Raw genomic sequence first — 24,133 nt, forward strand, 5'->3', positions numbered from 1 at the left:
CGGCCCGACCTCAGTCACGCATGCGCACCCGGAGGGATCACGCCGTAAATCAGGGCCGTCGATCCCGAGCCCTTGTGGTTGATGAAGCCGCCGCACAGCACCGAGGCGCCGGTGGCCGGGAACTGGGCCAGCCCGGCCAGGATCTCCAGGCTGACCCGGTGCCGCTGGTACACCAGCAGCGAGGCGAGGAACTCCGGGTCCGTGCCCAGGTCCGGGCCGAACGTGTCGATGCCGGTGCCGCCGTTGTGGCCGATCCGGCCGGTGTCGATGAACCACTGGACCGTCTGCGGCGCGAAGCCGGGCTGGTGCAGCACGCCGTCGGCGTCGAGGTTGGGGAAGGCCGGGGTGCCCCACTTGTACTCCCAGCCGGTCCACATGATGATCATGGACTCGTTGGGGATGCGGCCGTGGCGGCGCTCCCACTGCTTCACGTCGTCGACGGTGAGCGCGTAGTCGGCGTTCCGCGCGCACTTGTCCCGCACGTCGATCTTCACCGCGGGCAGGAAGAGATCGTTCGGGTCGAGCTCGTCGGCGAGCGGCTCGCCGGCGTTGAAGTGCCCCGGCGCGCCCCAGTGCGTGCCGGTCGCCTCGCCCTCTCGGACGTACTGCAGGTAGTACCCCTCGTTCTCGATCGTGGCGATGGTCTCGAGCGTGAACGCGGGGTCCCCGGGGTAGATGTTCGTCTTGGCGGGGTCGTTGACGTGGGACAGGCTGATCAGACGGGTCTTGCCGGGCCGCAGCGCGTCGGCCCCGGCGGGCGCGGCAGCGGCGCTGCCGGCCAGCCCGGCGGCCCCGGCGACCGCTCCGCCGGCGGCCGCGAGCAGGTGTCGTCTCTGCATCTTCTTATCGCCCCTTCGCATCCGTGCACGACGATGTTGCCGCCGACTTTAGGCCTTTCTCACCCCGCGGTTCGGGACCTTGGACCCGGCCGCGCGACGCGCCGGACGGCCTACGATCGGACCTCGGCGGGTGATCTTTGCCGAGTTCCGGGGAACCAGGACCACGGCGCGTGCGACTAAGACAAGACCGACGTTTCTCCGGAAGGTGGCCGCGTGTCCAAACGGCAGCGCGACTCGCGCGAATATGCGCGCCGAATGCGGATGATCCAGGAGCGGGCGGCGGCCCGGCACAGCCGCCTCCGGACGGCGTACCTCGCCATCGGCGCCGTCCTGCTGGTCTTCGCCGTGATGATCGTGGTCCGGCTCGGGTCCGGGACGGGCGGCGGGGGCGGTCAGGCGCCCAGCGCCCTGCCGACGGGCGCCGCCGCCGCCGAGATCACCGCCGGGGTCACCTCGGTGCCGGCGGCCACCCTCGACCAGGTCGGCAAGGGCTCCGCCCAGGTGCTGCCGACGGTGGTCACCGGGCAGCAGACGCTGACCGAGGGCGGGAAGCCGCTGCTGCTGTACGTCGGGGCCGAGTACTGCCCCTTCTGCGCCGCCCAGCGCTGGCCCGTGGTGGTGGCCCTGTCGCGGTTCGGGACCTTCAGCAACCTCGCGCTGACCACGTCCGCGGCCGACGACGTGTTCCCCAACACGCCGACGCTGTCGTTCCACGGCTCGACGTACACCAGCCAGTACATCGTCTTCCAGGGCGTGGAGACGACCACGAACGTGCGCAAGAACGGCCAGTACACGCCGCTGGACCAGCTGACGGCCGCCCAGGCGCAGATCGTGCAGAAGTTCAACGCGCCGCCGTACGTCCCCAAGGACTCGGCCGGATCGATCCCCTTCATGGACTTCGCCAACCGGGCCGTGCTGGCCGGCTCCTCCTACAGCCCCGAGCTGCTGGAGAACCACTCGCACGCCCAGATCGTCGCCGCCATCAAGGACCCGAGCACCCAGCTCGGCGGCGCCATCGACGGCAACGCCAACGCGCTCACCGCGCTCATCTGCAAGCTGACCGGCGCGCAGCCGGCCGACGTGTGTTCCAGCGCCGCCGTGAAGGCCTTCCAGGGGGAGTTCGCCAATGCAGGTCAGTGAGGTCGAGATCGACCGCAGCCTGGTGCAGCCCTGGGTGCCGCTCGCGTCGCTGGTGCTGGCCGTCGTCGGCCTGGCCGTGTCGGTGTACCTCACCATCGAGCACTTCACGTCCTCTACCACCCTCGCCTGCCCGGAGACCGGCGCGCTGAACTGCCTGAAGGTCACCACGTCGGCGCAGTCGTCGTTCCTGGGCATCCCGGTCGCCATTCTGGGCCTGGTGTACTTCGTGATCATGCTCGCCGCGTCGCTCCCGGCCCTGTGGCGCTCGCCGGCGCCGGCCCTGCGGTACGGCCGCCTGATCTTCGCCGCGATCGGCGTGCTCTTCGTCTTCTACCTGGTCTTCGCCGAACTGTTCACGCTGAAGGCCATCTGCCTGTGGTGCACGGCGGTGCACGTGCTCGCGGTCGCGCTCTTCGCGCTGGTCGCGATCGGCACCGCCTGGGCCGACCCCGGTGACCTGAAGGAAGCCCGGTAACCAGCTGGGAGCCATTCGGGAACTTTGTGGGGATGTGTGGCGACTAACCGCGCGACACATCCCCGGTACCCGAGAGGAACTCCTCGTCATGCGCCTGACCCACGTGGTCCGCGCCGGTGTCGCCGCGGCGGCGGCCATCACCGCGGCGCTCGCCTTCCCCGCCATCGCCTCCGCGCACGTCACCGTCAACCCGAACACGGCCGTCCAGGGCGGCTACACCAAGGTGACCTTCCGCGTGCCGAACGAGCGCGACGACGCCAGCACCACGAAGCTGGAGGTGGCCATCCCGACCGACAAGCCGATCGCGTCGGTGTCGCTCAAGCCGGTGCAGGGCTGGACGGCGGTGACCGAGACCTCGAAGCTCGCCACCCCCATCAAGACCGGCGACGGGGAGGTCACCGAGGCCGTCTCGAAGATCACCTGGACGGCCGACGCAGACTCGGGCATCAAGCCGCACCAGTTCCAGGAGTTCGACGTCTCCCTCGGCCCGCTGCCGCAGACCGACCAGATCGTGTTCAAGGCCCTGCAGACGTACTCCGGCGGCGAGATCGTCCGCTGGATCGACGAGCCGTCGGCGGGCGCCGAGGCCGAGCACCCGGCCCCGGTCCTGAAGCTCACCAAGAAGGCCGACACGACCGCCGCCTCGGCCACGACCTCGGCCGGCCCGACGGCGACCACGCAGGCGTCGGACTCCGGCAGCGACGGCACCGCCATCGGCCTCGGCATCGCGGGCCTGGTCCTCGGCCTCGCCGGCCTGGTCGTCGGCGTGCTGGCCTACCGCCGCTCCTCGCCCGCCTAGCTCTTTCGCGCGGGAGATCGCCCAGCTTCTTCGCACGGGAAGTCGCCCAGCTCTTTCGCGCGGGAGATCGCCCAGCTTCTTCGCACGGGAAGTCGCCCAGCTCTTTCGCACGGGAGATCGCCCAGCTTTTCGCACGGGAGGTCCCGGAATGTCGCCCGACATTCCGGGACTTCTCGCATTGATGAGCCTTAGGATTTGTGTTCCTGTGGCCACTTGGCTACATTGAGCGAATGGTGCGCTACCTGGATGTCGCGGACGCACTGCGCGAGCGGATCACCTCCGGCGCGCTGGCGCCCGGGGAGGCGGTGCCGAGTGCCGAGCGGCTGGCCCGCGATCACGGCACCGGGCGGGACACCGCCCTCAAGGCGCTGCGCGTGCTGCGCCGCGAGGGACTGCTCCTGCTCGGCCGCGACAACGTCGTGCGGGTCGGCCCGGTCGAGCGCCGGCCCGTCACCGGCGCGGCGGACGCGCCACCGACGGTCGTGGACGTCCCGGCGCAGGCGGTGGTGCGGGCCCGGATGCCCACGCCGCGCGAGCGCGAGGAGCTCGGCCTTCCCGACGGCGTGCCGGTGCTGGTGGTCGTCCTCGGCGACGTCGAGGAGGTCCACCCGGCCGCGGAGACCGGCATGCGCTGGCCCCGCCAGCGCACCTGACGCCTGATCCGCAAGACCTGATCCGCAAGAAACGACATTCCCCCACCTGACCGGCCTTCCGCCCGCCGGGGTATAAGTCCGATAAGTCGTGGCGCGCCAGCGCCCGACTTATCGCGCGAAAGGCCGCCGATACGGGTCAGTCCAGGCGGTAGTCGACCACCACGACGGTCACGTTGTCGCGGCCGCCGGCCAGGACCGCGCGCCGGACCAGCTCGTCGGCTGCCTCGACCGGGTCCGGGATCGAGACGAGCACGGTGGCGATCTCGTCGTCGGTGAGCTCGAGCGAAAGGCCGTCGGAGCAGACCAGGTAGCGCTCGCCGGGCACCGCCGTGCGCACCCACAGGTCGGGCCGCGGGCCCGGGTCGGTGCCCAGTGCCCGGGTGATCACTCCCCGGCGCATGGTGACCGCCTCGGGGGCCACGTGGTCGACCGTGAGCTGTTCGAGGCCGCCCTCGGCGCAGCGGTACACCCGGGAGTCGCCGACGTTGAACACGATCCAGCACTCGTCGCCGTCCACGACGCCGAGGGTCAGGCCCGCGGCGGTGGTGCCCATGCCGCCCTGCGTGGGGTCGGCCGCGGCGGCGCCGAGGATGTCGGCGTTGGCCTGCACGATCGCGTCGCGCACGTCCAGGGGGCCGACGCCGTTCGCGCCGGCCGCGTCGTCGAGGCGCTGCAGGGCCTCGACCGCGATCCGGCTGGCCACGTCGCCGGCCGCGTGGCCGCCCATGCCGTCGGCGACGGCGAAGACGTTCCGTCCGGCCAGCGCGCTGTCCTCATTGCGGCGCCGCACCTTGCCGACGTCGCTCGCCGCACCGGCGCGGATGTTCGCCATCAGTCCTCCACCGCCATCGCCCCAGCCAACCGTCCGGGCCTGCCATACCCCGACCGGCCACCGTCAGAAACCGCAATCATCGGCCCGTCGCCCGCCCGAAGCCAGCCACCATCAGATCAGACCCGGTGATCCGAGCGGACACCACCGTCCAACCGGTCATGTGTGCGGCCATCAGACGCCCACCGGTTGTGCGAGGAGGCTCAGCAGCCGGGCCACCACGGCCTCGCGGCCGAGCGGAGGGCCCGGGTCGGGGCGCTCCAGCGAGTCGGAGACGAACCAGGCCCCGGCGGCGCTGCGGGCCACCGCCACGCCGGCCTCGTCCGCCTCGCCGGCCTGGGTGCGCACCAGCACCGTCGCCGCGCCGCGGCCCGACGTGCACAGGTCCAGGAAGCGCAGCACCGGGGCGGACAGCGGCTCGGCGGCGTCGATCAGCTCCACCGCGAACAGCCCGTAGGAGCCCGGGTACACGGCCAGCCGACCGGTCACCCCGCTGAAGAGGTGCACGACGACCGGGCGCTCGTCCATCCACCCGGCCGCCTCGGTGCTGGTGTGCCGGGTCGCCAGGGCGGCGATCGCGCACTGCACGAACTCGCCGGGCACCAGCCGGTCCCCCTCCAGCCGGCACAGGTCGCGGGCGAGTAGCGAGGCGATGCCGGAGGCGACGACGATGCCGGTCGAGACGCCGGGCTGGAAGTTGAGGCGGCGGCGCACGCTGTCGACGTCGACCCCGCGCTCGGCCGCGGAGCGCAGGACGAACTCCAGCTCCGCGAACGTCAGCGTCACCGGTCCACCGGCGGCGCCGGCGGACTGGTCCGCTCGATGGTCGGGCATGGTCGTGGCTTGCTCCCTCAAACCGCTGAGATTATCAAACCGCTGGGATCTTCGATGGCCGACAGCCCGCCCGCGCCGGCCCCGGCCACTTCGACAACGAGATCGACATGGCCGGCCTGGCCCGCACCCCCGGGATCACCAAAACCGAGATCAAACCCCACGCCCTCGGCGCCGTCGCCGCCGCCGCGCCACTCCTCGCGCACCGCGGCCCGGCCGTCGGGCAGCACGAGCGGGGCCGGGGTCTCCACGACCCCGGCCGCCCAGCCGCCCCATCCCTCACATCGGGCACATCGGCCGGCCGGTCGGGAACTTGAGCGAAACGCCCAAACCGGCCGTTTCCTGCGTGATCTTGGACCGCCCGCCCCGGCGAATCGGTGCGCAACGGCCGCAGACTACCCACTCCGACTTGATCGGCATCTATTTTGCATTTGCGCCGCCGGGCTACCGTTGCCTCATTCCCTGTCCGGTTGAGCGACGGAAACCCGGTGGTGCGGCATGGCGCCCGAAGACGCGCACGGGCAACAATTCGGGACCGAGTTGAAGCGGTGGCGGCGGGATCGCGACCTTTCGCTGGAGGCGCTCGCCGACCTGTCGAAGTACAGCAAGGGATATCTGAGCAAGATCGAATCCGGGGCGAAGCCGCCGAATGTCGCCCTCGCGCGGCGGCTCGACAATCTCCTCGGCGCGGGCGGGGCACTCGCCGGGCTGGTCCCGGTCCACCACCCGCCGCGCGCCGAGGCCGGCGCGACGGACGCGGGCGGGGACTGGACGATCCAGATGCAGGACGACGGCGCCGGTGGCTTCCAGGCGATCAGCCGGCGCGCGCTGCTGACCTCGACGGCGGCCACGGTGGCGATGGGCTGGCCCCGGCCGCGGGCCGCGCCGACCGGGCCGGTGCTGGGCGACGGGGTCGCCGCCTACGTCCAGCTGCTGCACGACGTGCGCCGGCTCGGGCAGTCCGGGCGGCCGGCCGACGTCCTGAAGATCGTGGCCGCGGTCGTGCACTCGCTGCGGACCCAGGCGGGCCTCGCCCGCGAGGCCGACCGGCCGGGGCTGCTGCGCGTCGGCGCCCGGTTCGCGGAGTACGCGGGCTGGATGGCCCAGGAGAGCGGCGACCCGCGGGCCTGCGCCTGGTGGAACGGGCTGGCCGGCGATATGGCCCGCGAGGCCGGCGACGGGGAGCTCGGCACCTACATGCTGATCCGGGCCGCGGAGGTGGCGCTGTACGAGGACGACCCGCTCGGCACCGTGCGGGCCGCCGAGGCCGCGCTGGCCGCCGCCACCACGCCACGGGTGCGTGCGATGGCCCTGCAGCGGCTGGCCCAGGGGCACGGGCTGGCCGGCGACGAGCTCGAGTGCCTGCGCCTGCTGGACCGGGCCGCCGAGCAGGCGCAGGAGGCCGACCCGGCGCCCGCGGCGGCGCTGCCGGTGCTGGGCAGCGCGACCATGCGTGACCCGGCCGCGTTCGTGCGCGGCTGGTGCCTGCTCGACCTGGCGCGGCCCCGGGAGTCGGCCGAGATCCTGGGCCGGGAGTTCGAGCACATCCCCGCACACGCGCACCGGGTCCGGGCCCGCTACGGCGCCCGGCTCGCCCTGGCGCTGGCCGAGCAGCGCGAGCTCGAGGCCGCCTGCGCGGTGCTCGGGCCGGTGGTCGAGGTCGTCCGGTTCGTCGATTCGGCCACCGTGCGCAGCGACCTTCGGCGGCTCAACCAGACCCTCCGGCGATGGCACGGCGACCCCGCCGTCGTCCGAATCATGCCCGAATTGGCGATGGCCCTGCATCCCTGAATTTGCCACGTATGGTGATAGCCGGAATGGGGTCGGCCGAAAGCCAATTCCGACCGGTCTCGCCGTATCCCGTTGTCCGCCCGAAGGGGCCATGGGCAACCATTGATTTCCGGCCGTCGCCGATGCCACGCTGGGGCCTCACTTCTTGCGTGAAAGGCCACCGGAATGTCCGGCGTATTCATCAATTACCGCACCGGCGACGGCCACCAGAGCGCGGCGCATCTCAATCGGGAGCTGCGCCGGGAATTCGGCGAGGAAAAGATCTTCCTGGACTCGACCGACCTCCCGCCGGGGGCTGCATTTCCCCCGGAGCTGGACCGCCGCCTGCGCGACTGCACCGTGTTGCTCGTCCTCATCGGCCCGAACTGGCTCATCCTGCGCAACCCGCTCGGGGAGCGGCTCATCGACCAGGAGAAGGACTACGTCCGGTACGAGATCGAGACGTCGCTGCGGCGCGACATCACGATCATTCCGCTGTTGCTGGACGGCACCCCGCTGCCCAAGGCGGCGGATCTGCCGAGCGAGATCGCCGAGCTCAGGAACCGCGCGGCGATGAGCCTGCGCTCCCGAGACCTGAAGCTGGACCTGCCCGAGCTCGTGGCCGTGCTGTCCGAGCACATCCCCCGGCCCGCCCGGCCGGAGCCCGCCGGTTCGCACGGCGCCCGGACGGCCACGCTCGGGCGCGGCGTGCTGATCCAGGGCGACCACGGCATCGGCACGTACTACGAGAACGGCACCTGATGGACGAACAGGAGGAGACCGAGGAGTCGCCCGAGCCGTTACCGCCGGACGAGGTCGACGCCGGGGACGACGGCGCCGAACTCGACGCCGAACTCGCCGTCAACCTCGGTGTCGACCTCGGCGTCGGGGCGGAGAAGCCGGCCGAGGGCCCGGAGGCGGCCGAGGCCGCGAAGCCGGAGCCCGCCAAGTCGGCGCTGGACTCGGTCGCCTCGCTCAGCTCCCGGCAGAGCATCGGGGGCATCGAGGGCAAGCAGCCCGAGGGCGGACCGGGCTCGGCCGAGGACGGCGGCGGCCGGTACGACAACATGCCCGAGGAGATGCGGGCCGTCGCCGCCGGCCGGGAGACCCTGAACGAGGCGCACGTCCACCGCGGCGCCGTCGGCCAGGGCGACCACTCGCAGAACAACTACTACGAGCACCAGTACAACGAGTACATCTCGATCGGCGGCCGCCAGGTCACGGTGCAGAAGGCGACCTTCGGCGCCGACTTCGTCGCGCGGGAGATCGAGACGTACGTCCCCGTCGACCGGGTCGGCGACATGCTCGCCGAGCTTCGCGGCCGTCACCTGGTCGTCCTCGGCGGGGCGCCCGGCAGCGGGCGGACGACGACCGGCCTGTACCTGCTGGCGGGGGCCGGCTGCGACCCCGCCCGGATCGGCACCCTCGAGGTCGACGACGAGAACATCTTCGCCGTCCTCTACGACGAGGTGACGCTGAAGCCCGGGCAGGGGTTCCTGATCGAGCGCGCCGGCCGGCCGATGCGCGCCAACAGCGTCGAGGCGCTGCGCCAGCGGGCCGCGGACAGCGGCGCCTTCCTCGTCATCGTCGACGGGCCGCAGGAGCCGGGCCCGTTCACCGTGCAGCGCCCGGACGGGGCCGAGGTCCTCGACCGGCACCTGGAGGTCCGGCTGCGCCGGCACCGGGCCGGCTGCCGGGCGGGGTGCGACGAGGCGAGCCAGCTGCGGTACCGCCGGCGGGTGGCGGACGACCCCGCCGTGCGCGCCCGGCTGCTGCTGACCAGGTCGGTCTCCGACGTCGTGCGGCTGCTGGTGGCGCCGCTGACCCGGCCGGACGTGGTGCACAGCGGCAAGCCGCTGGACGACGTCGACCCGGCCTGGGACGACGCCCTGCGCAGCCTGGCGAAGGAGCTGCTGCAGGCCCCGCCGAGCGATCCGGCCAAGCCGCAGCTGGTGCCGCACCAGCAGGCGTTCCGGATCTCCTACGCGGTCTTCCACGGCCTGCCGCTGTCGTACGTGTTCCAGGCGGCCGAGCTGCTGAGCCAGAAGATCATGCCGCTGTACGAGGTGCGGGAGTCGGCCCCGGCCCACCTGATCTTCGACGCCAGCCTGGACACGCTCATCGACCAGCGCATGGTCGCGCCGCAGCCGGCCGAGGTCGCCGCCGACGGCGCCCCACGCACGGCGCAGCTGTCCGACGTACGCCTGCTGGGCTCGCTGCTGGAGGTCGCCTGGCACGACTACGACACGCTGCGCCGGCCCATCATGCTGTGGCTGCAGGTGCTCGGCGGGAGCCCGATCGCGCAGGTCCGGGTGCGCGCCGGGCAGATCGTCGGGCTACTCGCGGCGTTCGACTTCGCCGAGGTGTACGCCACCGTGATCCGGGTCTGGGCGGGCTGGCAGGTGCAGTACCGCTTCTCGGCGGCGGCCGCCATGGACCAGGCGTACCGCGCGAAGGGCCTCGCCGAGCGGGTGCACGGGCAGGTCGACGTCTGGGCCGGCAGCTCCGACCCGCAGCTGCAGGACGCCGCCGCGCGCACCTATGGGCTCGACATCGGCACGGCCGACGTCCGCCACGCGATCAGGATGATCGCCCGGCTCGGCGGCCGGCCCGGCCTCGCGACCAGCAACGCGGTCTCGGTGGCCATGGGCTGGCTGTTCCTCAACGGCGGCGGCGACCTCGTCATGCGGGAGATCTCCGAGTGGATCTCGAGCGAGAACCAGCACCTGCGCCAGCATGCGGTCCGGGTGCTGGTCATCCTCGCTCGCTATGCCGGGAGCGCGGGCCTGGAGGGGTGGCCCGCGCTCCCCGAGATCGCGGCCGGCAACCACGAGTACCGCGACGCCCTCGTGGCGCTGTGGCGCCGGGCGCTCACCGGCCCCATGACCTCCCGCCGCGCCTGGACGCCGATGCTGCAGTGGCTGCTGCTGGCCGACCGCGACCCGGAGCTGGCCGCGTTCGTCGAGGCCATGGCGCTGGACGTGTTCCGGGGCGCGCTCGCACAGCGGGCGCTGTTCAACCTCACCATCTGGCGCAAGCGCAACCCCAAGGCCGGGCTGATCGAGGCGCTGTTCCACCGCTTGAAGACCACTACGGAGGCACCGACACCATGAGCTTCTTCCGACGGATCGTGGACTGGTTCAAGGGCACCGGGCCGGAGCCGGAGACGCTCGACGAGCCCCCCGAGGAGGCGCCGAAGGAGCCGTTGCGCCCGACCGGGACGTTCGAGCCGCGGCCGATCCCGACGCCGTTCATCGTGCCGGCCGCCGGTGACGTGTTCGACTTCCACGTCATCCTGCACCTGAGCTGGCGCAACCCGGCGGGCAAGCAGCTGGAGTACGCCCGGCTGGAGGAGCTCGCCGGCATCTACCACGACACGGCGGTCAACTCGTTCCTCAAGACGATCTGGCGGCTGGCCCGGACCCTCGAGCCGCTGCACCCCGCGTCGGCGGAGACCACGATGAACGCCGACCGCGAGATGCGCCAGGGCATGTGCTTCGGCGACGACAACGGCATGGTCCAGTGCGTGCCCACGGTCCGGGTCTTCCTCGACCCGAAGCTGCGGGAGGAGAAGGCCCCGCTGGAGCTGCGCCGGATCAAGATCGAGGAGGAGCACCTCAGCAACACGCTGCGGGACCACTTCATCCGCGAGCGCACCGAGGCCTGGCTGCGCGGCCTCCAGCAGCTCGAGCAGTTCGCCGACCTGGGCAAGGACGAGCGGCAGTTCCTGCTGCTCTTCGCGGCCAGCATGGTCGACGACCGGTTCTCGAAGGTGACCCAGGCGCTGGCCCGCGACCGCGAGCGGCGCTACAACGACCTCGTCGGGGTGCTGCGGCGGGCCGTGGGCGACCACGAGCGGCTGGGCCTGTTCGAGTTCGCCAACGCCTACGACAAGGCGCTGCAGACCTTCTGCCGGCAGATGGGCGTCGACATCGGGCAGTGGAACCTGGCCGACTTCGGCGAGGCCGGCCCGGCTGACACCGAGGCGCTGGAGGCCCAGCTGTGAGCGCCGGGCGTACGGCGGCGGCGCTGCTCGCGCTCCTGCTGTGCACGGCGGGGGTGGCGGCCTGCGAGGCGCCGCGCCAGCAGGCCAAGTGCGGCTGGATGAGCCAGCGTCAGGACGGGGCGGGACGGACCGCCGTGCTGCTGGACACCACGAACTCGACGCGGGCGGGCGGCCCCGCGGCCCAGTCGCCGGACTACGCCGACGCGCTGCGGCCGATGGCCGACGACGCCGTGCACCGCCGCGACACGATCTCAATCGCGCCCTTCAGCGGTACCACGGCCGACCTCGCGTGGACGGCCAAGGACCGCTCCACCGACTGGCAAGAGGGCGTCAAGAACACCGTCAACCAGCAGAGCCGGGAGAAGGAGGCCGGCGGCTGCATCGGCGCCGACCTGGCCACCGCCGCCGCGAGCCCGCCGCTGGCCAAGGGCAGCGACATCGCCAAGGCGATCAGCCTCGCGGCCGGCTGGCTGCGCGACGGCAAGGGGGCCAAGCACCTCGTCGTGGCCACAGACGGGCTGGCCAACACCGGCTGCGCCAACCTGGTCCACGCGAACTTCGCCAACGCCCAGGAGATCGACGCCATCGCGCGGGAGTGCGCCGGCGGTGACCTCAAGCCCGGCACCCTGGATGGCGTCACGGTGGAGTTCGTCGGCATCGGCAAGCCGGCCGCGCAGCAGCCGGTCCCGACCACCGAGCAGGTCGCCTGGCTCAGCCAGCTGTGGCAGAAGGTCTGCACCGGGGCCGGCGGGCGGTGCACGGTGAGCACGACGTCGGTGACGAGCGCCGGCACCGGCGACGGCACGCCGCCGAGCAAGTCCGTCGAGGACCCGTCGGTGCCGTTCGACCCCTCGCGCTCGGTCTACTCGATCTCCGCGGCGCAGTTCGACACGGACCAGACCACGCTGCGGGCCAGCGCCATGGACCTGATCCTGCAGATCTCCGTGGAGATCCGCGACCGGCCCAACCTCAAGGTCGAGGTGTTCGGTTACGCCGACCCGCGGGGCTCGGCCGGGCACAACCAGGACCTGTCGCAACGGCGGGCCGAGGCCGTCGCCGCCGCGCTGCAGCGCAACAAGGTGCCCGGCGTGACGCCGCGCGGGCTGGGCGTGACCCAGTCCTGCCCGTTCCCGATCGAGGTGCCGGCCGGGGCCGGCGACGACGAGAAGCTGCAGTGCTTCCGGCGCGTCGACATCGTCGCCACGTGAGCTGAGGGAGTCTTCATGGCGGAGTTGAGCTCCAACAACGGCGCGCGGACCGGCCGCTGGTCCGGGCCGGTCCCCTGCTCGCGCGACGCCGGGCCGGTGCCGATCCGGATCGGCTCGCCCACGCAGGTCACGCAGAGCGTCGACGACCTCGAGGCGGCGGCGCTGCTGCGCGCCTTCAACACCGGCAACGCGTCGCTGCGCGAGGCGTTGCCCGGCATCCGGCTGGCCTGCGACCTGGTGATCAACCGGTTCCAGGAGGCGGCCGCGGCGATCGACCGGGTCGCGACCTTCCGCGCCGTCGGCAGCGCGGCCGAGGCGTGCCGCCAGCGCGAGCAGATGGTCTCGGACCACGCCGACGACGGGCCCGAGGACCTGCGGCGCCGGTCCATCCCCAAGTGGCTGGTTTGGGCGGTGCTCGCCATCGCGTCGGTCTTCGACGGCCAGTTCGTCGGCAGCCTCGTGCAGCGCATCCTCGACCTGCCGGACGGCAGCCTGTTCGCCTACCTCGCCTACCTGCCGGCCGTGGGCATGGCGCTGTGCCTGCTGCTGGCCGGCGACAAGCTGGCCGAGCATCTGTTCCGCCGGCGGGCCAGGGTCACCCGGCGCCGGCTCCTGCCCGCGCTCAACCCGGTCATCCTGCTGCGCCGCATCTTCTGGGAGTGGCGGCCCGAGCCGCTCGAGCGGCACGTGGCCGACCTGCCCTGGCCGCGCCTGACGTTCCCGGTGCTGGCGGCGGCGTCCACCGTCGGCCTGCTCGGCGTGGCCGCGTACGTGCGGGCCACCACGGCCGGCGCGGCCTTCGACGACCTGGCCGACTACCGCTGGGCCTTCGTGGTGATCCTGCTGCTGCTCAGCGTCTCGGCCATCGGCGTGAAGGTGCAGTCGCACAACCCTTTCGCCGACCGCGCGGACGCGGTGGCCCGGGGCGTCGAGCGAGCGCGGACGCGGAGCGAGCGGGACATCGACGCGGCCCGGGAGGCTCTCGGCGAGCACGGCAAGGCCTGGAACGCGCTGCAGTCGGCGATCTCCGGCGCCAAGGGCCGGGCCCGCGAGGTGTTCGAGGAGGGGTGCGCCGCGATCCTCGAGGACCGCGGCCGCAACGGGGTGGGCGGCCGGCTCCCGCTGCCGCTGGTCCGCCTGCGCTGGCCGCGGGACGACGAGCGGCTGGCCACGGAGCCCGACGACGATGAGCCGCAGCTGCCCGACCTCAACCTGGCCGTCCTGCGCGACGCGCGCGACGTCGCCCAGCGGTACTCCCACGGCCGGCTCGAGGAGCGACTCAACGGCGAGGTCGCGCAGCTGCACGCGCAGTTCGCGGTCGTCGTCGACCGGGGCAGCCGCGCGGCGCCGCAGTGGCAGCAGGCGACCGGGACGCCGAGAATCCCGGCGCAGCGGTAGCTCACACCGGCCGGCAGGAGCGCCGCCGGCCGGTAGCTCACACCGGCCGGTAGGAGCACTGCCGGGCCGGTAGGAGCACTGCCGGGCCGGTAGGAGCACTGCCGGGCCGGTAGGAGCACTGCCGGGCCGGTAGGAGCACTGCCGGGCCGGTAGGAGCACTGCCGGGCCGGTAGGTCACACCGGCCGGTAGGAGCACTGCCGGCCGGTGTGGACCGTCTCCCGCAGGTGCCGGCCCAGGCGGGGGTCGGACTCCTCGACCTTCGCGATGGCGCGGCGGATCGCCTTGCCGACCGCGACCCGGGCCCGCTCGGCGTTGTCGGCGAACCGCCGGCTGCGCCCGCCGATGCCGACGCTGCCGGCCAGCTCGGCCAGCAACGCCTCCGTCTCGCGCTCGGCGGCCGCGCGGCGGCGGTCCGAGGTGGACTCGATCTCGCGGCGCAGCTCGGCGACGCGGTTGCGGTACCGCCGCATCGCCTCCTGGTCGAGCACGGCCTGCGGCGACGTGCGCGAGCCGGCCGCCTGCGCCAGTCCCGTGACCCCCATCGCCAGCTCGACGGCCGGGATCTCGGTGCCGGCGTTGGCCAGCAGCACGGCCAGGTGCAGCATGCCGACGCTGTTCTCGACCAGCACCGGGCGGCCGCCCCACTCCAGCCGCCAGTGCTGGCGCTCCCGCACGCACGAGGCCCGCTCCGGCTCCGCCGGCGCGAGCCGCTCCAGCGCCCGGCGGGACTCCTCGGCGGCCGGCCAGTGCCCGAGCGCCCGGTTGCGCTCGACGGCCCGGGTGAGGTGCTCCTCGGCGAGGTCCCGGCGGCCGAAGGTGGCCGCGGCGACGCCCAGGGCGTGGTGCACCGAGCCGAAGCAGGCGATGCCGAGGCTGACCATGGCCGGCAGCTCGGCGTGCGGGCGCAGCAGCTCGTAGGCCTCGGCGGCCAGGTCGGCGTCGCCGAGGATGCGCGCCGCCTCGACGATGCCGTGCATGGTGACCAGCCAGCTGCCGGAGTGCGGCAGCTCCTTGAGCGACCGGCCGCGCAGCCGGGCCAGGGCCCCGGCGGCCGTGCGCAGGTCGCCCGCCTCGGCCGCGGCGACGGCGTGCACGGCGAAGTAGGCGTTGTCCACGTCGGAGAGCGCCGGCGAGTGCACCAGCTGGTCCAGCATCGGGCGCAGCTCCCGCAGCCGGCCCTGGTACCAGCGGATGGCGACCAGGTGCCCGCCGTACCAGCCCGTGGCGTCGGCGTCACCGGCCCGCACGCCCAGCTCCGAGCAACGCTCGGCCAGCCGCTCGGCCTCGGCGAAGCGCCCGGCCCGGATCTCGCCCATGACCTCGATGGCGGCGGTCACGTACCCGATCGCGAGGTGTTCGTGCACCTGCAGCAGGCCGCGCAGCTCGGCCAGGCGGCGCTCGGCGTGCCGATCCCCGTCCAGCAGCAGGTCGGACGTCCACCACATCAGGCCCATGAGCAGGTCGCCGCGGCGGCCGGTGCGGGAGCTGACCCCGAGCAGCTCCACGGCGATCTCCCGGCGCAGCCCGCGCTGCTCGGGGCCGAGCAGGCAATGGTGGGCCAGGCTCAGCGCCTCGGCGTGCGCGATCGGGTCGCCCAGCGCCCGCGCCTCCTCCAGGGCGGCCAGGACGGCGTCGGCCCGGCCCTCGCGGTAGTCGCGCTCGGCGGCCAGCCGCGCCCGGACCCGCACGGCGAGCGCGCCGTCGGGGTCGACCAGCGCGCGCACGCGCTGCAGCCGCTGCTCGAGCACGGCCGCGGCCGCGCCGGTGCGGTGCTCGTGCACCCAGACGCCCGCGTAGCCCAGCGCCGCCTCGGCCATGGCGGGGACGTCCCCCTCGGCCTCGGCGCGCGCCCACGCGGCGTCGAAGTACCTCCGTGCGTTGTGCAGGTCGCCGTCCACGTGCAGCGCGCGCGTGCCCGCGGCGACCGGTTCGATGTCAGTCTCGACGCCCAGCCGGGTGTCGGAACCGGACGACATTGCCGTTCTCCAACCTCTGCCCGCGCCAATCATGGTCGATCGGCACGCCCTCGGCCCGGCCCGCGACGGGTTCTCGACACATCCGCCACATGGCGAACCAACCGGGCGGCCCCGGTGTAGCGGCCGGTACGCTGCTGCGATGGGCGTGACCCTGCGACCGGTGACGGCGGCGGACCTGTGGCTGCTGCAACGGCAGGCCGACGAGCCGGAGGCCGGCGGCGCGTTCAACTGGTCCGGCTACCGCGACATCGCCGGCACCCTGCGCCGCTTCGAGGAGAACCGGCTGATCGGCCCGGACGGCGGCTGCCTGCTGGTGCAGCTGCCGGAGGCGGTCGCCGGCACCGTGACCTGGGGCCGGGCCACCTACGGGATCCCGTCCTGGAGCTGCTGGAACATCGGCGCCTCGCTGCTTCCCGAGCACCGCGGGCAGGGCCACGGCACCCGGGCCCAGCGCCTCCTCGCCGAGTACCTCTTCGGCACCACCGCGGTCGAGCGGGTGGAGGCCCACACCGACGTCGAGAACGTGGCCGAGCAGCGGGCGCTGGAGAAGGCCGGGTTCAGCCGGGAAGGGCTGATCCGCGCGGCGCAGTTCCGCGAGGGGCGGTGGCGGTCGGTGTACCTCTACTCGCTGCTGCGCGCCGAGCTGACCCCCTCGCCGAGCGCGTAGACCGCCCGGGCCGCCCGGCGCCGGTCATGGCGATAATCCGTGCGTGGACGTCATCCCCGGTCTCGACCGCGTTGCCTGGGCCTCGTTGCACGGCACCTACCGGTCGGCGGAAGACCTGCCCGGCCAGATCGAAGCGCTCCGCTCGCCGGACAGCGGCGTGCGCCGCGAGGCACTGCACAAGCTGTCGGATGCCGTCGTCCACCAGGGCACGCGCTGGCAGGTCAGCGCCCACGTGGTGCCCTTCCTCGCCTGGCTGGTCGACGATCCCGCGACGGCCGACCGGGGTGACCTGATGGCGTTGTTGCGGCACGTGGGTCTCGGCCCACGGGATGACGGCGACCTGCCGTTCGACCCGGACACCGCCTTCGCCCGCTTCGGTGGCCAGACGGTGACTGAGGAGCAGGAAGCCATGGTCATCGAGCGGGTGTACTACCTCGAGGACCAGTTCGACGACGACTGGGTCGACGTCGCTGACGCGTGCGCCGAGAAGTGGGACGCAGACGCCTACTGGGCCGCCGCCGCGCACGTCGAGGCGTACCGTCGCTGGCTGGCCGACGACGATCCCGAGGTCGCGGCACCGGCGGCGGAGTTGCTGGCCTGGTTCCCCGCGGCCGGACCCACCATGGCGGCGCTGCTTTCCGCGGACCGGGACGACGCCGTGCGGGCCAGCGCCAACCTCGCCCTCGCGCATCTCGGCGTGCCCAGCGCCGCCACGGTCGAGCGGATGACATCCCTGCTCGATCACGGCTCGTTCATGGTTCGGATCACGGCCGCGGTCACCCTGGCGTACAGCACCGGTGAGCGCCTGCCCGACCGCGCCCTCTCCATCCTCATCCACGCCAAGGAACACGAGGAACTGCCGGAGTTCCCTCCCGGCTGGCGTCAGCGGGCGCAGCGCGGGTACGTCGCCCTGGCCCTCCAACGCCTCGGACTGGGCTAGCAGCCCGGCCGCACGCCCCGATCGCTTGCGGCCGGCTTGTCGGGTCAGCTCAGCGCGGCTCGCAACGCCAGCGCGAGGGAGTCGCGCTCCGGCTCCGGGACGGCGTGCTCCTCCGAGACGCCGAGCAGGCCGAAGATGCCCGGCCCGAGCAGGGGCGCCGCGAGGTCGGGCATGCGCGGCACCACGTGGAAGTGCACGTGCGCGAACCCCTCCTTCTCCGCGAACTGGGCGAGGTAGGTTTTTGCGCAGCCGGTCACGTCGCGCAGCGCCCGGGACAGGCGGGTCAGCCAGGTGCCCAGGCCCGCGGCCTCCTCGTCGGTGAGGTCGGCGACGGTGGTGACGTGCCGGCGTGGCATGAGGACCAGCCAGCCCGGCAGCGCGGTGTCGAAGACGTGCGCCACGCGCCAGTACGGGTCGGACGCGACCTCCTCGCGGGGCGGGAGGTCGCCGGAGCGGGCGTTCATATCGCAGGTGTAGCAGCTCATGACATGTCCCACCGTTCCAGCTCGCGCAGCCAGGCGTTGGCGTTGCCGTCCGAGGGTGCGCGCCAGTCGCCGCGCGGGGAGAGGGAGCCGCCGGCCGAGACCTTCGGGCCGTTGGGCAGGGCGGAGCGCTTGAACTGGGCGAAGCCGAAGTACCGCCGGCAGAACACCTCGAGCCAGTGGCGGATCTGCGGCAGGTCGTAGGCGACCCGCTTGGCCTCGGGGAAGTGGGCCGGCCACGCGCCGGCGGCGGCGTCGCGCCAGGCGTGCCAGGCCAGGAACGCGATCTTCGAGGGGCGCATGCCGTAGCGCAGCACATGGAACAGCGTGAAGTCCTGCAGCGCGTAGGGGCCGACCTTCGACTCCGAGGACTGCAGCTCCTCCCCCGGCACCAGCTCGGGCGAGATCTCCTGGTCGAGGATGGCAAGGAGGATCTTGACGACCTCCTCGTCGAACTCGCCGGTGGCCGCGACCCAGCGGATCAGGTGCTGGATCAGGGTCTTCGGCACGCCGCCGTTGACGTTGTAGTGGCTCATGTGGTCGCCGACGCCGTACGTCGACCAGCCCAGCGCCAGCTCCGAGAGGTCCCCGGTGCCGAGCACGATGCCGCCGCGGTGGTTGGCGATCCGGAACAGGTAGTCGTAGCGCAGCCCGGCCTGCACGTTCTCGAACGTCACGTCGTAGACGGGCTCGCCCTTGGCGAACGGGTGGTCCAGCTCGGCCAGCATGAGCCGCGCGGTCGGGGTGATGTCCAGCTCGTGCACGCTGACGCCGAGGGCCCGCATGAGGGCGTGGGCGTTCTCCTTGGTACCGCTGGACGTGGCGAACCCCGGCATCGTGTACGCCAGGATGTCGGTGCGCGGCCGCCCGGCCCGGTCCATCGCGCGCGCCGCCACGATGAGGGCCTGGGTGGAGTCGAGGCCGCCGGACACGCCGATGACGATCTTGGGCTCGCCGATCGCGGCCAGGCGCTGGCTGAGCCCGGCGACCTGGATGTTGTACGCCTCGTAGCAGTCCAGCGCGAGCCGCTCCACGTCGGCCGGCACGAACGGGAACCGCTCGACCACCCGCCGCAGCCCGAGGTCGCCGTCGGGCGCGTCGAGCGTGAACGCCACCCGGCGGAAGTCCCCGGTGCGCGCCGCGTGGGTGCGCCGGTTGTCGTCGAACGTGCCCATCCGCTGCCGCTCCTGGCGCAGCAGGTCCAGGTCGACGTCGGCCACCGAGCGCCGCGGCCCGTCCGGGAACCGCTCGGTCTCGGCCAGCAGCGAGCCGTTCTCGTAGATCATGGTCTGGCCGTCCCACGACAGGTCGGTCGTGGACTCGCCGAGGCCGGCCGCCGAGTACACGTAGGCGGCCAGGCACCGCGACGACGCGGACCGGCACAGCAGCCGCCGGTCCTCGGCCCGCCCGACCGTGATCGGGCTGCCGGAGAGGTTCGCCAGGATCGTCGCGCCCGCGAGGGCCGCCTCCGCGCTCGGCGGGACGGGCACCCACATGTCCTCGCAGATCTCGACGTGCAGTACCAGATCCGGGAAATCCTCGGCCGCGAAGAGCAGATCGGTGCCGAAGGGCACGTCGGCGCCCCCGACCCGGATCGTCCCGCCGCGGATCTCGTCGCCCGCGGTGAGCTGCCGCGCCTCGTAGAACTCGCGGTAGTTCGGCAGGTACGACTTGGGCGCCACCCCCAGGACCCGCCCGCGATGCACCACGACCGCGCAGTTGTACACCCGGCCGCGGTGCCGCAGCGGCGCCCCCACGACCAGCACCGTCAGCAGCTCGGACGACCCGGCCACGACGGTCGCGAGCGCGTCCTCGACCCCGTCGAGCACCGCGTCCTGCAGCAGAAGGTCCTCGATGCTGTACCCGCACAGCCCCAGCTCCGGGAACACCGCCAGGGCCACGCCCTCGTCGGAGCACTCCCGCGCCTGCGTCAGCACCGCTTCGGCGTTGGCGGGCGGGTCGGCGATGGCGGTCCGCCCGGTGCAGGCAGCCACCCGCACGAACCCGTGAGCGTAGATCGACCGGAAGTTCACCGGTCAATTCTGCACGCCCGCCGCGGGCCTGGGATCCGACATCGGGCGCGCCGTGCGCCACACCCGCATCCTCACGACTCGGCGGCTGCTCGCATCCTCACGACTCGGCGGCTGCTCGCATCCTCACGACTCGGCGGCTGCTCGCAGATGGCGCACGGCCGGGATGATCAGCAACGTCACGCAGCCGAGCGCGCTCACCGCGGCCGAGGTCCCCAGCACCCGCTCCGCGCCGACCAGCCCGGCGACGGGCCCGGCGAGGGCCTGGCCGAGCGGGAGGCTGCCGTCGGAGCCGAAGACCTCGTAGGAGGTGATCCGGTTGAGCATCCCGGGCGGCACGTGGGTCTGCACGCTGGTCTGCCACATCACCGACCAGAACGCCCAGGCCGCACCGTTCACCGCGGCCGCGCCGAGCAGCGCCGGCAGCCCGGCGTGCAGGGCGATCGCCAGCGGCAGCAGCCCGTAGCCGAACATCGCGACCGCCCCGGCGACGAGCGGCCGGGCCGGCCGGACCCGCAGCGCGGCGAGCCCGCCGACCACGGTGCCGACCCCCAGCGCCGATTCCGTCCAGCCGTACGCCAGGGGGCCCAGCCGCCCGCTGATCAGCACGGCGCCGAGCGGGACGAGCGGGCCGAAGAGCGTGATGCCGTACACCACCCAGACCAAAATCACGCTCCAGATCCACGTCCGCTCCCGGAACCCGCGCCAGCCCTCGACCAGGTCACGCAGCGGCGACGAGTCACCGGCGCTGACCCGCCCCAGCCGCAGCCCCGCCAGGCAGACCGCGCTCACCGCGAAGGTGGCCGCGTCCACCGCGTACACGGGCCCGGCCCCGGCCAGCCCGAACACCACCCCGGCGGTGGCCGGCCCGAGCAGCTGCGCCACGCTGCCGGCCACCTTGATGACCGCGTTGGCCCGATGCCGGTCCTCGGCCACCAGCGGCACGATGCCGTTGACCCCGGGCTGGAACATCGCCGCCGCGCAGCCGCTGACCGCGGAACAGACGAGCAGGAGCCACAGTCCCGGCGTACCGGCGAAGAACGCCACGGCCAGGATGCCCTGCGCGACCACCCGGACCAGGTCGGCCCCGAGCATCAGCGGCCGCGCCCCCACCCGGTCGGCGAACACCCCGCCGAAGAGGATGCAGCAGAGGAACGGCACCGTCCAGGCGGCGAGCACCAGCCCGACCCCGGTCGCCCCGTACACCCGCCCGACCGCCAGCGCCGAGGCGACGACGAGCATCGCGTCCCCGAACACCGAAACCGCCCGGGCGATGAAGTACCGCGTGAAGTTCCCCGTCCACAGATGCACGCGAGGAAGGATCACACAGCCTCAGAGGGCCGGCACCATCCCGCTGTGCGGCTGCGGCCATGGGATCCGCGGTGCGACCTGGGAGTGCAGGCATGCATCGACGGCGATAACCTCTGCAGCATGATGAGGCGGTGCCTCACGTTCGTCGTCGCGGCCGCGGTGCAGCTCGCCTCGCTCAGCTGCCTTGCGCTGGGCGTCTGGCTGTGCGCTCGGCACTTCCCGAGCGTCGGGCTGCTGCCGGGCGTGGTGCTGCTGGCGCTCGGCGCCCTGACGCTGCCCCGCCCGCCGGCGCTGCCACGCGAGGCCACCCGGCTGTCCCGGGCCGAGGCGCCCGCGCTGCACGACCTGGCCGGCCGGGTCAGCGCCGCGCTCGGCCTCCCGCGCCCGCGGGTGGTGGCGGTCGATGACCGCCTGGACGCCGCCAGCGGCTTCGACGGCGTTTTCCGGCGCCGGTACCTCAGGATCGGCGCCCCGCTGTGGGCCGTCCTCGACGGCCGCCAGCGCATCGCCCTGCTCGCCATGGAGCTGGCCCGCAACGGCACCGGCGACCCGGGCCGCGCACCGGTCACCGGATGGGTGGACCGCAGCCTCGGCGAGCTGGAGGCGCTGCTGGAGCCGCAGCGGGACGAGTCGCTGCGCGCCCTGCAGGACCCGGCGATCGTGGCGGCCAGTTCGACCCGGATGGGCAGCCAGATGACCGGGAACCAGTCTCTGGTGTGGGTCGCGGAGCTGCTGCTGTTTCCGGTGGTCTGGGTGGTACGAGGCGCGGTTGGGCTGCTGCGCCGGGCGTACGTCGCGCTGCAGCGCCCCGCCGCGGTGCGCGCCCTGCACGCCGCCGACGCCGCCGGGGCGGGGCTGGCCGGCTCCGCGGCCGTCCGCGACGTGCTCGCGATCCGGGCCCTGGCCCCGTCGATCGCCACCGTGCTGCGCCGCGACGCCCGGGCCGGCGACCACGCGGGCGCGGACGCGGCGGCACTGCGCCGCGGCCCGGTCGGCCCGGTTGTGGCGGCCTGGCCGGCGCTTGTCGCGCAGATCCGGGCCGCGCAGCCGTCCCCTGTGGACGACGACCCGGCGGCATACCCGCCGTCGCTGACCCGGCGCGCGGCACTGCTGGCGGACGCGGCCGGCGACCCGGCGCTGGACCTGGACACCTCGGCCACCGACGCAGAGCTGGAGCCGATCTACCGGCGAGTGGTCCGCGACCTGCGCACCGGCTGATCGCCGCCGCTCGCCGATGCCCGGGTGAATCATGTGTCGTCTGAACGACACGTCCCCGGGCGAACAAACCTCCGGCGGGGCGCATCGAACCTACGAAACCGATGACGACCCTGAAGGAGTCCACCATGAACGCCAAGTCCCTTACCGCCGCCACCGCCGTCCTCGCCGCCGGCCTACTGCTGGCCGCCTGCACCACGCCCCAGCACCAGAGCGGCGTTGCGGCCCCGGCCGGCGCCCCCGCGTCTCCCACCGCCGCCCCGACCAGCCCTGCGACCACCACCTCGCCCACGAAGGACTTGTCCGTCGTACTCGGCCCGAACGGGTTCGGCTCGCTGAAGCTCGGCATGAACCGGCAGCAGGCCCTCGCGATGCGTCGGTAATGATCTCGTTCAGTGTTGAGTTGCGCAGTATCAAGCGTGCGACGCACGTGGACGTCGGTAACGAGGCGCTGATGCGAAGCGAGTGGAGGAATCCACCGCCGAGGGGGGAGCCGCTTGAGCAGGCTCGCCCCTCGATGGTGGGCGATACGCGTTCACACCAGACCTGCTGAAACCCGTGGTGCCGCAACGGTTCTAGGTCCGCGAGCGTTCGCCAGCGTACGTGGCTGTTCACAGCGGTGACCCCCTGATTGCCCCCACCGAGACGGCTGGAGCATGGGGTGATCATCGATGTTCGGAGACGCTGGGCGCGCTTGCTCCGGGGGATGGCACGGTGTGACTGGCCGACCCGCAAACCGGGGCGACCTGCGCGATCAACCCCCTACTTGCGCTGCGCGTACTCGGCGATCTCGCCGAAGTCCAGGGCCACACACTCCTCGTCGCCGACCACCTCGGCGTCGTGGCCGGGCAGGATCGCCGCCAACTCGCCAGGCGTGAGCTCCTGCTCGCTGCCATCGTTCATGTGGATGCGCAGGCGCCCCTGGAGCACGTACATCAGATGCGAAAACTCACAGGACTCCGTGCCCGCGATGGGCTTGACGTTGTTCGACCAGCGCCAGCCCGGTTCGAAGTGCCCACACTCCACCGTCTTGCCGGCCACGGTCACCATGTCGGCGTACCCCTTGCCCTCGAAGGGCCGCGTCTCGTCCGGCTTGTCGAAGGTCTTTACCTCGACTCTCACGACAACCACCCCCTGGTTACCATCGAGCCCCTCTTTCGGACCGTAACGCCTAGTCAGGCAGGGGTGCCAAGTCTTCGTCACCGGCCGACTGCGGATCGCGTCCGCGCGGGCCGGGCAGACCGCTCAACCGGGCTGGAGTGGTCTCAGCCCCCCACTGATCTTGCTGCGCGCCTCTGGGGCGACCCCCGCCAGGGCGCAGGTCAGGTCCCGGTGGATGCGGCGAACGTCCGACGGCATTCCGCCGGATGGCCAAGACGTCCGGGCTCGACTGGGACGACTGGACGCCGCGCGAGCTGCGGCACAGCTTCGTCTCGATCCCATCCGCACTTGGCTGACCTTGGAGCAGATCGCCGATCTTGTTGGTCACAACGGTTCTAAGGCGTGTTTCAAAAGGCGGTCGCCCGGTTGAGGCCGCGGCGTGGCGGTGATCGATAACTGAAG

General features: G+C 72.8%; 23 protein-coding genes. 14 read left to right on the forward strand and 9 right to left on the reverse strand.

The genetic code is table 11. The features are described 5' to 3' along the window. Positions 1-14: 14 nt before the first annotated feature. A complete protein-coding gene (locus ABD352_RS29165; protein ID WP_344615709.1) occupies positions 15-839 on the reverse strand; it encodes a cyclase family protein in 825 nt (274 codons plus the stop codon). A gap of 213 nt (positions 840-1,052) precedes the next feature. Here ABD352_RS29165 and ABD352_RS29170 point away from each other — a divergent pair, with 213 nt between their 5' ends. From ABD352_RS29170 to ABD352_RS29185, 4 genes are all read left to right on the forward strand, one after another. Further along, positions 1,053-1,979: a DUF929 family protein gene (locus ABD352_RS29170; RefSeq protein ID WP_344615710.1), complete on the forward strand. Its 927-nt coding sequence runs from the start codon at positions 1,053-1,055 to the stop codon at positions 1,977-1,979. Then, positions 1,966-2,454, forward strand: coding sequence for a vitamin K epoxide reductase family protein (locus ABD352_RS29175; RefSeq protein ID WP_344615711.1), 489 nt, complete (start codon positions 1,966-1,968; stop codon positions 2,452-2,454). The genes ABD352_RS29170 and ABD352_RS29175 overlap by 14 nt, the downstream gene beginning before the upstream one ends. 88 nt (positions 2,455-2,542) lie before the next feature. Continuing rightward, a complete protein-coding gene (locus tag ABD352_RS29180) occupies positions 2,543-3,253 on the forward strand; it encodes a YcnI family copper-binding membrane protein (RefSeq protein WP_344615712.1) in 711 nt (236 codons plus the stop codon). Between the two features lie 230 nt (positions 3,254-3,483). Continuing rightward, positions 3,484-3,906, forward strand: coding sequence for a GntR family transcriptional regulator (locus ABD352_RS29185; protein WP_344615713.1), 423 nt, complete (start codon positions 3,484-3,486; stop codon positions 3,904-3,906). 136 nt (positions 3,907-4,042) lie between these two features. Here the strand turns inward: ABD352_RS29185 and ABD352_RS29190 are convergent, their stop codons facing one another. The 3 genes from ABD352_RS29190 to ABD352_RS29200 form a co-directional block, all read right to left on the reverse strand. Beyond that, on the reverse strand, positions 4,043-4,738 hold the full coding sequence (locus ABD352_RS29190; protein WP_344615714.1) for a PP2C family protein-serine/threonine phosphatase: 696 nt from the start codon (positions 4,736-4,738) through the stop codon (positions 4,043-4,045). A gap of 171 nt (positions 4,739-4,909) precedes the next feature. Beyond that, positions 4,910-5,569, reverse strand: coding sequence for a hypothetical protein (locus ABD352_RS29195; RefSeq protein ID WP_344615715.1), 660 nt, complete (start codon positions 5,567-5,569; stop codon positions 4,910-4,912). A 17-nt stretch (positions 5,570-5,586) separates the two neighbouring features. Continuing rightward, complete coding sequence (locus tag ABD352_RS29200; RefSeq protein ID WP_344615716.1) at positions 5,587-5,817, reverse strand: hypothetical protein; 231 nt, start codon at positions 5,815-5,817, stop codon at positions 5,587-5,589. A gap of 247 nt (positions 5,818-6,064) precedes the next feature. On the opposite strand from ABD352_RS29200, the gene ABD352_RS29205 reads away from it, so the two are divergent. From ABD352_RS29205 to ABD352_RS29230, 6 genes are all read left to right on the forward strand, one after another. Further along, positions 6,065-7,357: a helix-turn-helix domain-containing protein gene (locus ABD352_RS29205; protein WP_344615717.1), complete on the forward strand. Its 1,293-nt coding sequence runs from the start codon at positions 6,065-6,067 to the stop codon at positions 7,355-7,357. Between the two features lie 165 nt (positions 7,358-7,522). Beyond that, positions 7,523-8,098: a toll/interleukin-1 receptor domain-containing protein gene (locus tag ABD352_RS29210; RefSeq protein WP_344615718.1), complete on the forward strand. Its 576-nt coding sequence runs from the start codon at positions 7,523-7,525 to the stop codon at positions 8,096-8,098. Next, positions 8,098-10,449 carry a hypothetical protein gene (locus tag ABD352_RS29215; RefSeq protein ID WP_344615719.1) on the forward strand — a complete coding sequence of 784 codons (2,352 nt, stop codon included), beginning with the start codon at positions 8,098-8,100 and terminating at the stop codon, positions 10,447-10,449. The genes ABD352_RS29210 and ABD352_RS29215 overlap by 1 nt, the downstream gene beginning before the upstream one ends. Then, a complete protein-coding gene (locus ABD352_RS29220) occupies positions 10,446-11,342 on the forward strand; it encodes a hypothetical protein (protein WP_344615720.1) in 897 nt (298 codons plus the stop codon). The genes ABD352_RS29215 and ABD352_RS29220 overlap by 4 nt, the downstream gene beginning before the upstream one ends. Continuing rightward, positions 11,339-12,550: an OmpA family protein gene (locus tag ABD352_RS29225; RefSeq protein ID WP_344615721.1), complete on the forward strand. Its 1,212-nt coding sequence runs from the start codon at positions 11,339-11,341 to the stop codon at positions 12,548-12,550. The genes ABD352_RS29220 and ABD352_RS29225 overlap by 4 nt, the downstream gene beginning before the upstream one ends. Before the next feature lie 15 nt (positions 12,551-12,565). Then, a complete protein-coding gene (locus ABD352_RS29230) occupies positions 12,566-13,948 on the forward strand; it encodes a hypothetical protein (RefSeq protein ID WP_344615722.1) in 1,383 nt (460 codons plus the stop codon). 174 nt (positions 13,949-14,122) lie between these two features. On the opposite strand, the gene ABD352_RS29235 is transcribed toward ABD352_RS29230, so the two are convergent. Next, a complete protein-coding gene (locus tag ABD352_RS29235; protein ID WP_344615723.1) occupies positions 14,123-15,925 on the reverse strand; it encodes a hypothetical protein in 1,803 nt (600 codons plus the stop codon). A gap of 139 nt (positions 15,926-16,064) precedes the next feature. Between ABD352_RS29235 and ABD352_RS29240 the strand changes: the two genes are divergently transcribed. Together ABD352_RS29240 and ABD352_RS29245 are read left to right on the forward strand one after the other, a co-directional pair. After that, the gene (locus ABD352_RS29240) at positions 16,065-16,592 is read left to right on the forward strand and encodes a GNAT family N-acetyltransferase (protein ID WP_344615724.1); all 528 of its coding nucleotides are present in this window, start codon (positions 16,065-16,067) and stop codon (positions 16,590-16,592) included. Between the two features lie 43 nt (positions 16,593-16,635). Further along, a complete protein-coding gene (locus tag ABD352_RS29245; protein ID WP_344615725.1) occupies positions 16,636-17,532 on the forward strand; it encodes a HEAT repeat domain-containing protein in 897 nt (298 codons plus the stop codon). Positions 17,533-17,576: 44 nt separating this feature from the next. On the opposite strand, the gene ABD352_RS29250 is transcribed toward ABD352_RS29245, so the two are convergent. From ABD352_RS29250 to ABD352_RS29260, 3 genes are all read right to left on the reverse strand, one after another. Then, positions 17,577-17,996, reverse strand: a complete 420-nt coding sequence (locus ABD352_RS29250) for an HIT family protein (protein WP_344615726.1) — start codon at positions 17,994-17,996, stop codon at positions 17,577-17,579. A 17-nt stretch (positions 17,997-18,013) separates the two neighbouring features. Beyond that, complete coding sequence (locus tag ABD352_RS29255) at positions 18,014-20,047, reverse strand: NAD(+) synthase (RefSeq protein WP_344615727.1); 2,034 nt, start codon at positions 20,045-20,047, stop codon at positions 18,014-18,016. Positions 20,048-20,170: 123 nt separating this feature from the next. Further along, the gene (locus tag ABD352_RS29260) at positions 20,171-21,355 is read right to left on the reverse strand and encodes an MFS transporter (protein ID WP_344615728.1); all 1,185 of its coding nucleotides are present in this window, start codon (positions 21,353-21,355) and stop codon (positions 20,171-20,173) included. A gap of 120 nt (positions 21,356-21,475) precedes the next feature. Between ABD352_RS29260 and ABD352_RS29265 the strand changes: the two genes are divergently transcribed. Both ABD352_RS29265 and ABD352_RS29270 read left to right on the forward strand, forming a co-directional pair. Continuing rightward, on the forward strand, positions 21,476-22,573 hold the full coding sequence (locus tag ABD352_RS29265) for a M48 family metallopeptidase (protein WP_344615729.1): 1,098 nt from the start codon (positions 21,476-21,478) through the stop codon (positions 22,571-22,573). A gap of 125 nt (positions 22,574-22,698) precedes the next feature. Beyond that, a complete protein-coding gene (locus ABD352_RS29270) occupies positions 22,699-22,953 on the forward strand; it encodes a hypothetical protein (protein ID WP_344615730.1) in 255 nt (84 codons plus the stop codon). Positions 22,954-23,332: 379 nt separating this feature from the next. Here the strand turns inward: ABD352_RS29270 and ABD352_RS29275 are convergent, their stop codons facing one another. Then, the gene (locus tag ABD352_RS29275) at positions 23,333-23,692 is read right to left on the reverse strand and encodes a cupin domain-containing protein (protein ID WP_344615731.1); all 360 of its coding nucleotides are present in this window, start codon (positions 23,690-23,692) and stop codon (positions 23,333-23,335) included. Between the last annotated feature and the right edge of the window lie 441 nt (positions 23,693-24,133).

The organism is Dactylosporangium salmoneum (assembly GCF_039532525.1).
GTDB lineage: Bacteria > Actinomycetota > Actinomycetes > Mycobacteriales > Micromonosporaceae > Dactylosporangium > Dactylosporangium salmoneum.

What these genes read in the sequence shown, in the direction of transcription:
- ABD352_RS29165 (WP_344615709.1), bottom strand. Translation starts at nt 839, where the DNA reads ATGCAGAGACGACACCTGCTCGCGGCCGCCGGCGGAGCGGTCGCCGGG.
- ABD352_RS29175 (WP_344615711.1), top strand. Translation starts at nt 1,966, where the DNA reads ATGCAGGTCAGTGAGGTCGAGATCGACCGCAGCCTGGTGCAGCCCTGG.
- ABD352_RS29180 (WP_344615712.1), top strand. Translation starts at nt 2,543, where the DNA reads ATGCGCCTGACCCACGTGGTCCGCGCCGGTGTCGCCGCGGCGGCGGCC.
- ABD352_RS29185 (WP_344615713.1), top strand. Translation starts at nt 3,484, where the DNA reads ATGGTGCGCTACCTGGATGTCGCGGACGCACTGCGCGAGCGGATCACC.
- ABD352_RS29190 (WP_344615714.1), bottom strand. Translation starts at nt 4,738, where the DNA reads ATGGCGAACATCCGCGCCGGTGCGGCGAGCGACGTCGGCAAGGTGCGG.
- ABD352_RS29195 (WP_344615715.1), bottom strand. Translation starts at nt 5,569, where the DNA reads ATGCCCGACCATCGAGCGGACCAGTCCGCCGGCGCCGCCGGTGGACCG.
- ABD352_RS29205 (WP_344615717.1), top strand. Translation starts at nt 6,065, where the DNA reads ATGGCGCCCGAAGACGCGCACGGGCAACAATTCGGGACCGAGTTGAAG.
- ABD352_RS29210 (WP_344615718.1), top strand. Translation starts at nt 7,523, where the DNA reads ATGTCCGGCGTATTCATCAATTACCGCACCGGCGACGGCCACCAGAGC.
- ABD352_RS29215 (WP_344615719.1), top strand. Translation starts at nt 8,098, where the DNA reads ATGGACGAACAGGAGGAGACCGAGGAGTCGCCCGAGCCGTTACCGCCG.
- ABD352_RS29220 (WP_344615720.1), top strand. Translation starts at nt 10,446, where the DNA reads ATGAGCTTCTTCCGACGGATCGTGGACTGGTTCAAGGGCACCGGGCCG.
- ABD352_RS29230 (WP_344615722.1), top strand. Translation starts at nt 12,566, where the DNA reads ATGGCGGAGTTGAGCTCCAACAACGGCGCGCGGACCGGCCGCTGGTCC.
- ABD352_RS29235 (WP_344615723.1), bottom strand. Translation starts at nt 15,925, where the DNA reads ATGTCGTCCGGTTCCGACACCCGGCTGGGCGTCGAGACTGACATCGAA.
- ABD352_RS29240 (WP_344615724.1), top strand. Translation starts at nt 16,065, where the DNA reads ATGGGCGTGACCCTGCGACCGGTGACGGCGGCGGACCTGTGGCTGCTG.
- ABD352_RS29250 (WP_344615726.1), bottom strand. Translation starts at nt 17,996, where the DNA reads ATGAACGCCCGCTCCGGCGACCTCCCGCCCCGCGAGGAGGTCGCGTCC.
- ABD352_RS29265 (WP_344615729.1), top strand. Translation starts at nt 21,476, where the DNA reads ATGATGAGGCGGTGCCTCACGTTCGTCGTCGCGGCCGCGGTGCAGCTC.
- ABD352_RS29270 (WP_344615730.1), top strand. Translation starts at nt 22,699, where the DNA reads ATGAACGCCAAGTCCCTTACCGCCGCCACCGCCGTCCTCGCCGCCGGC.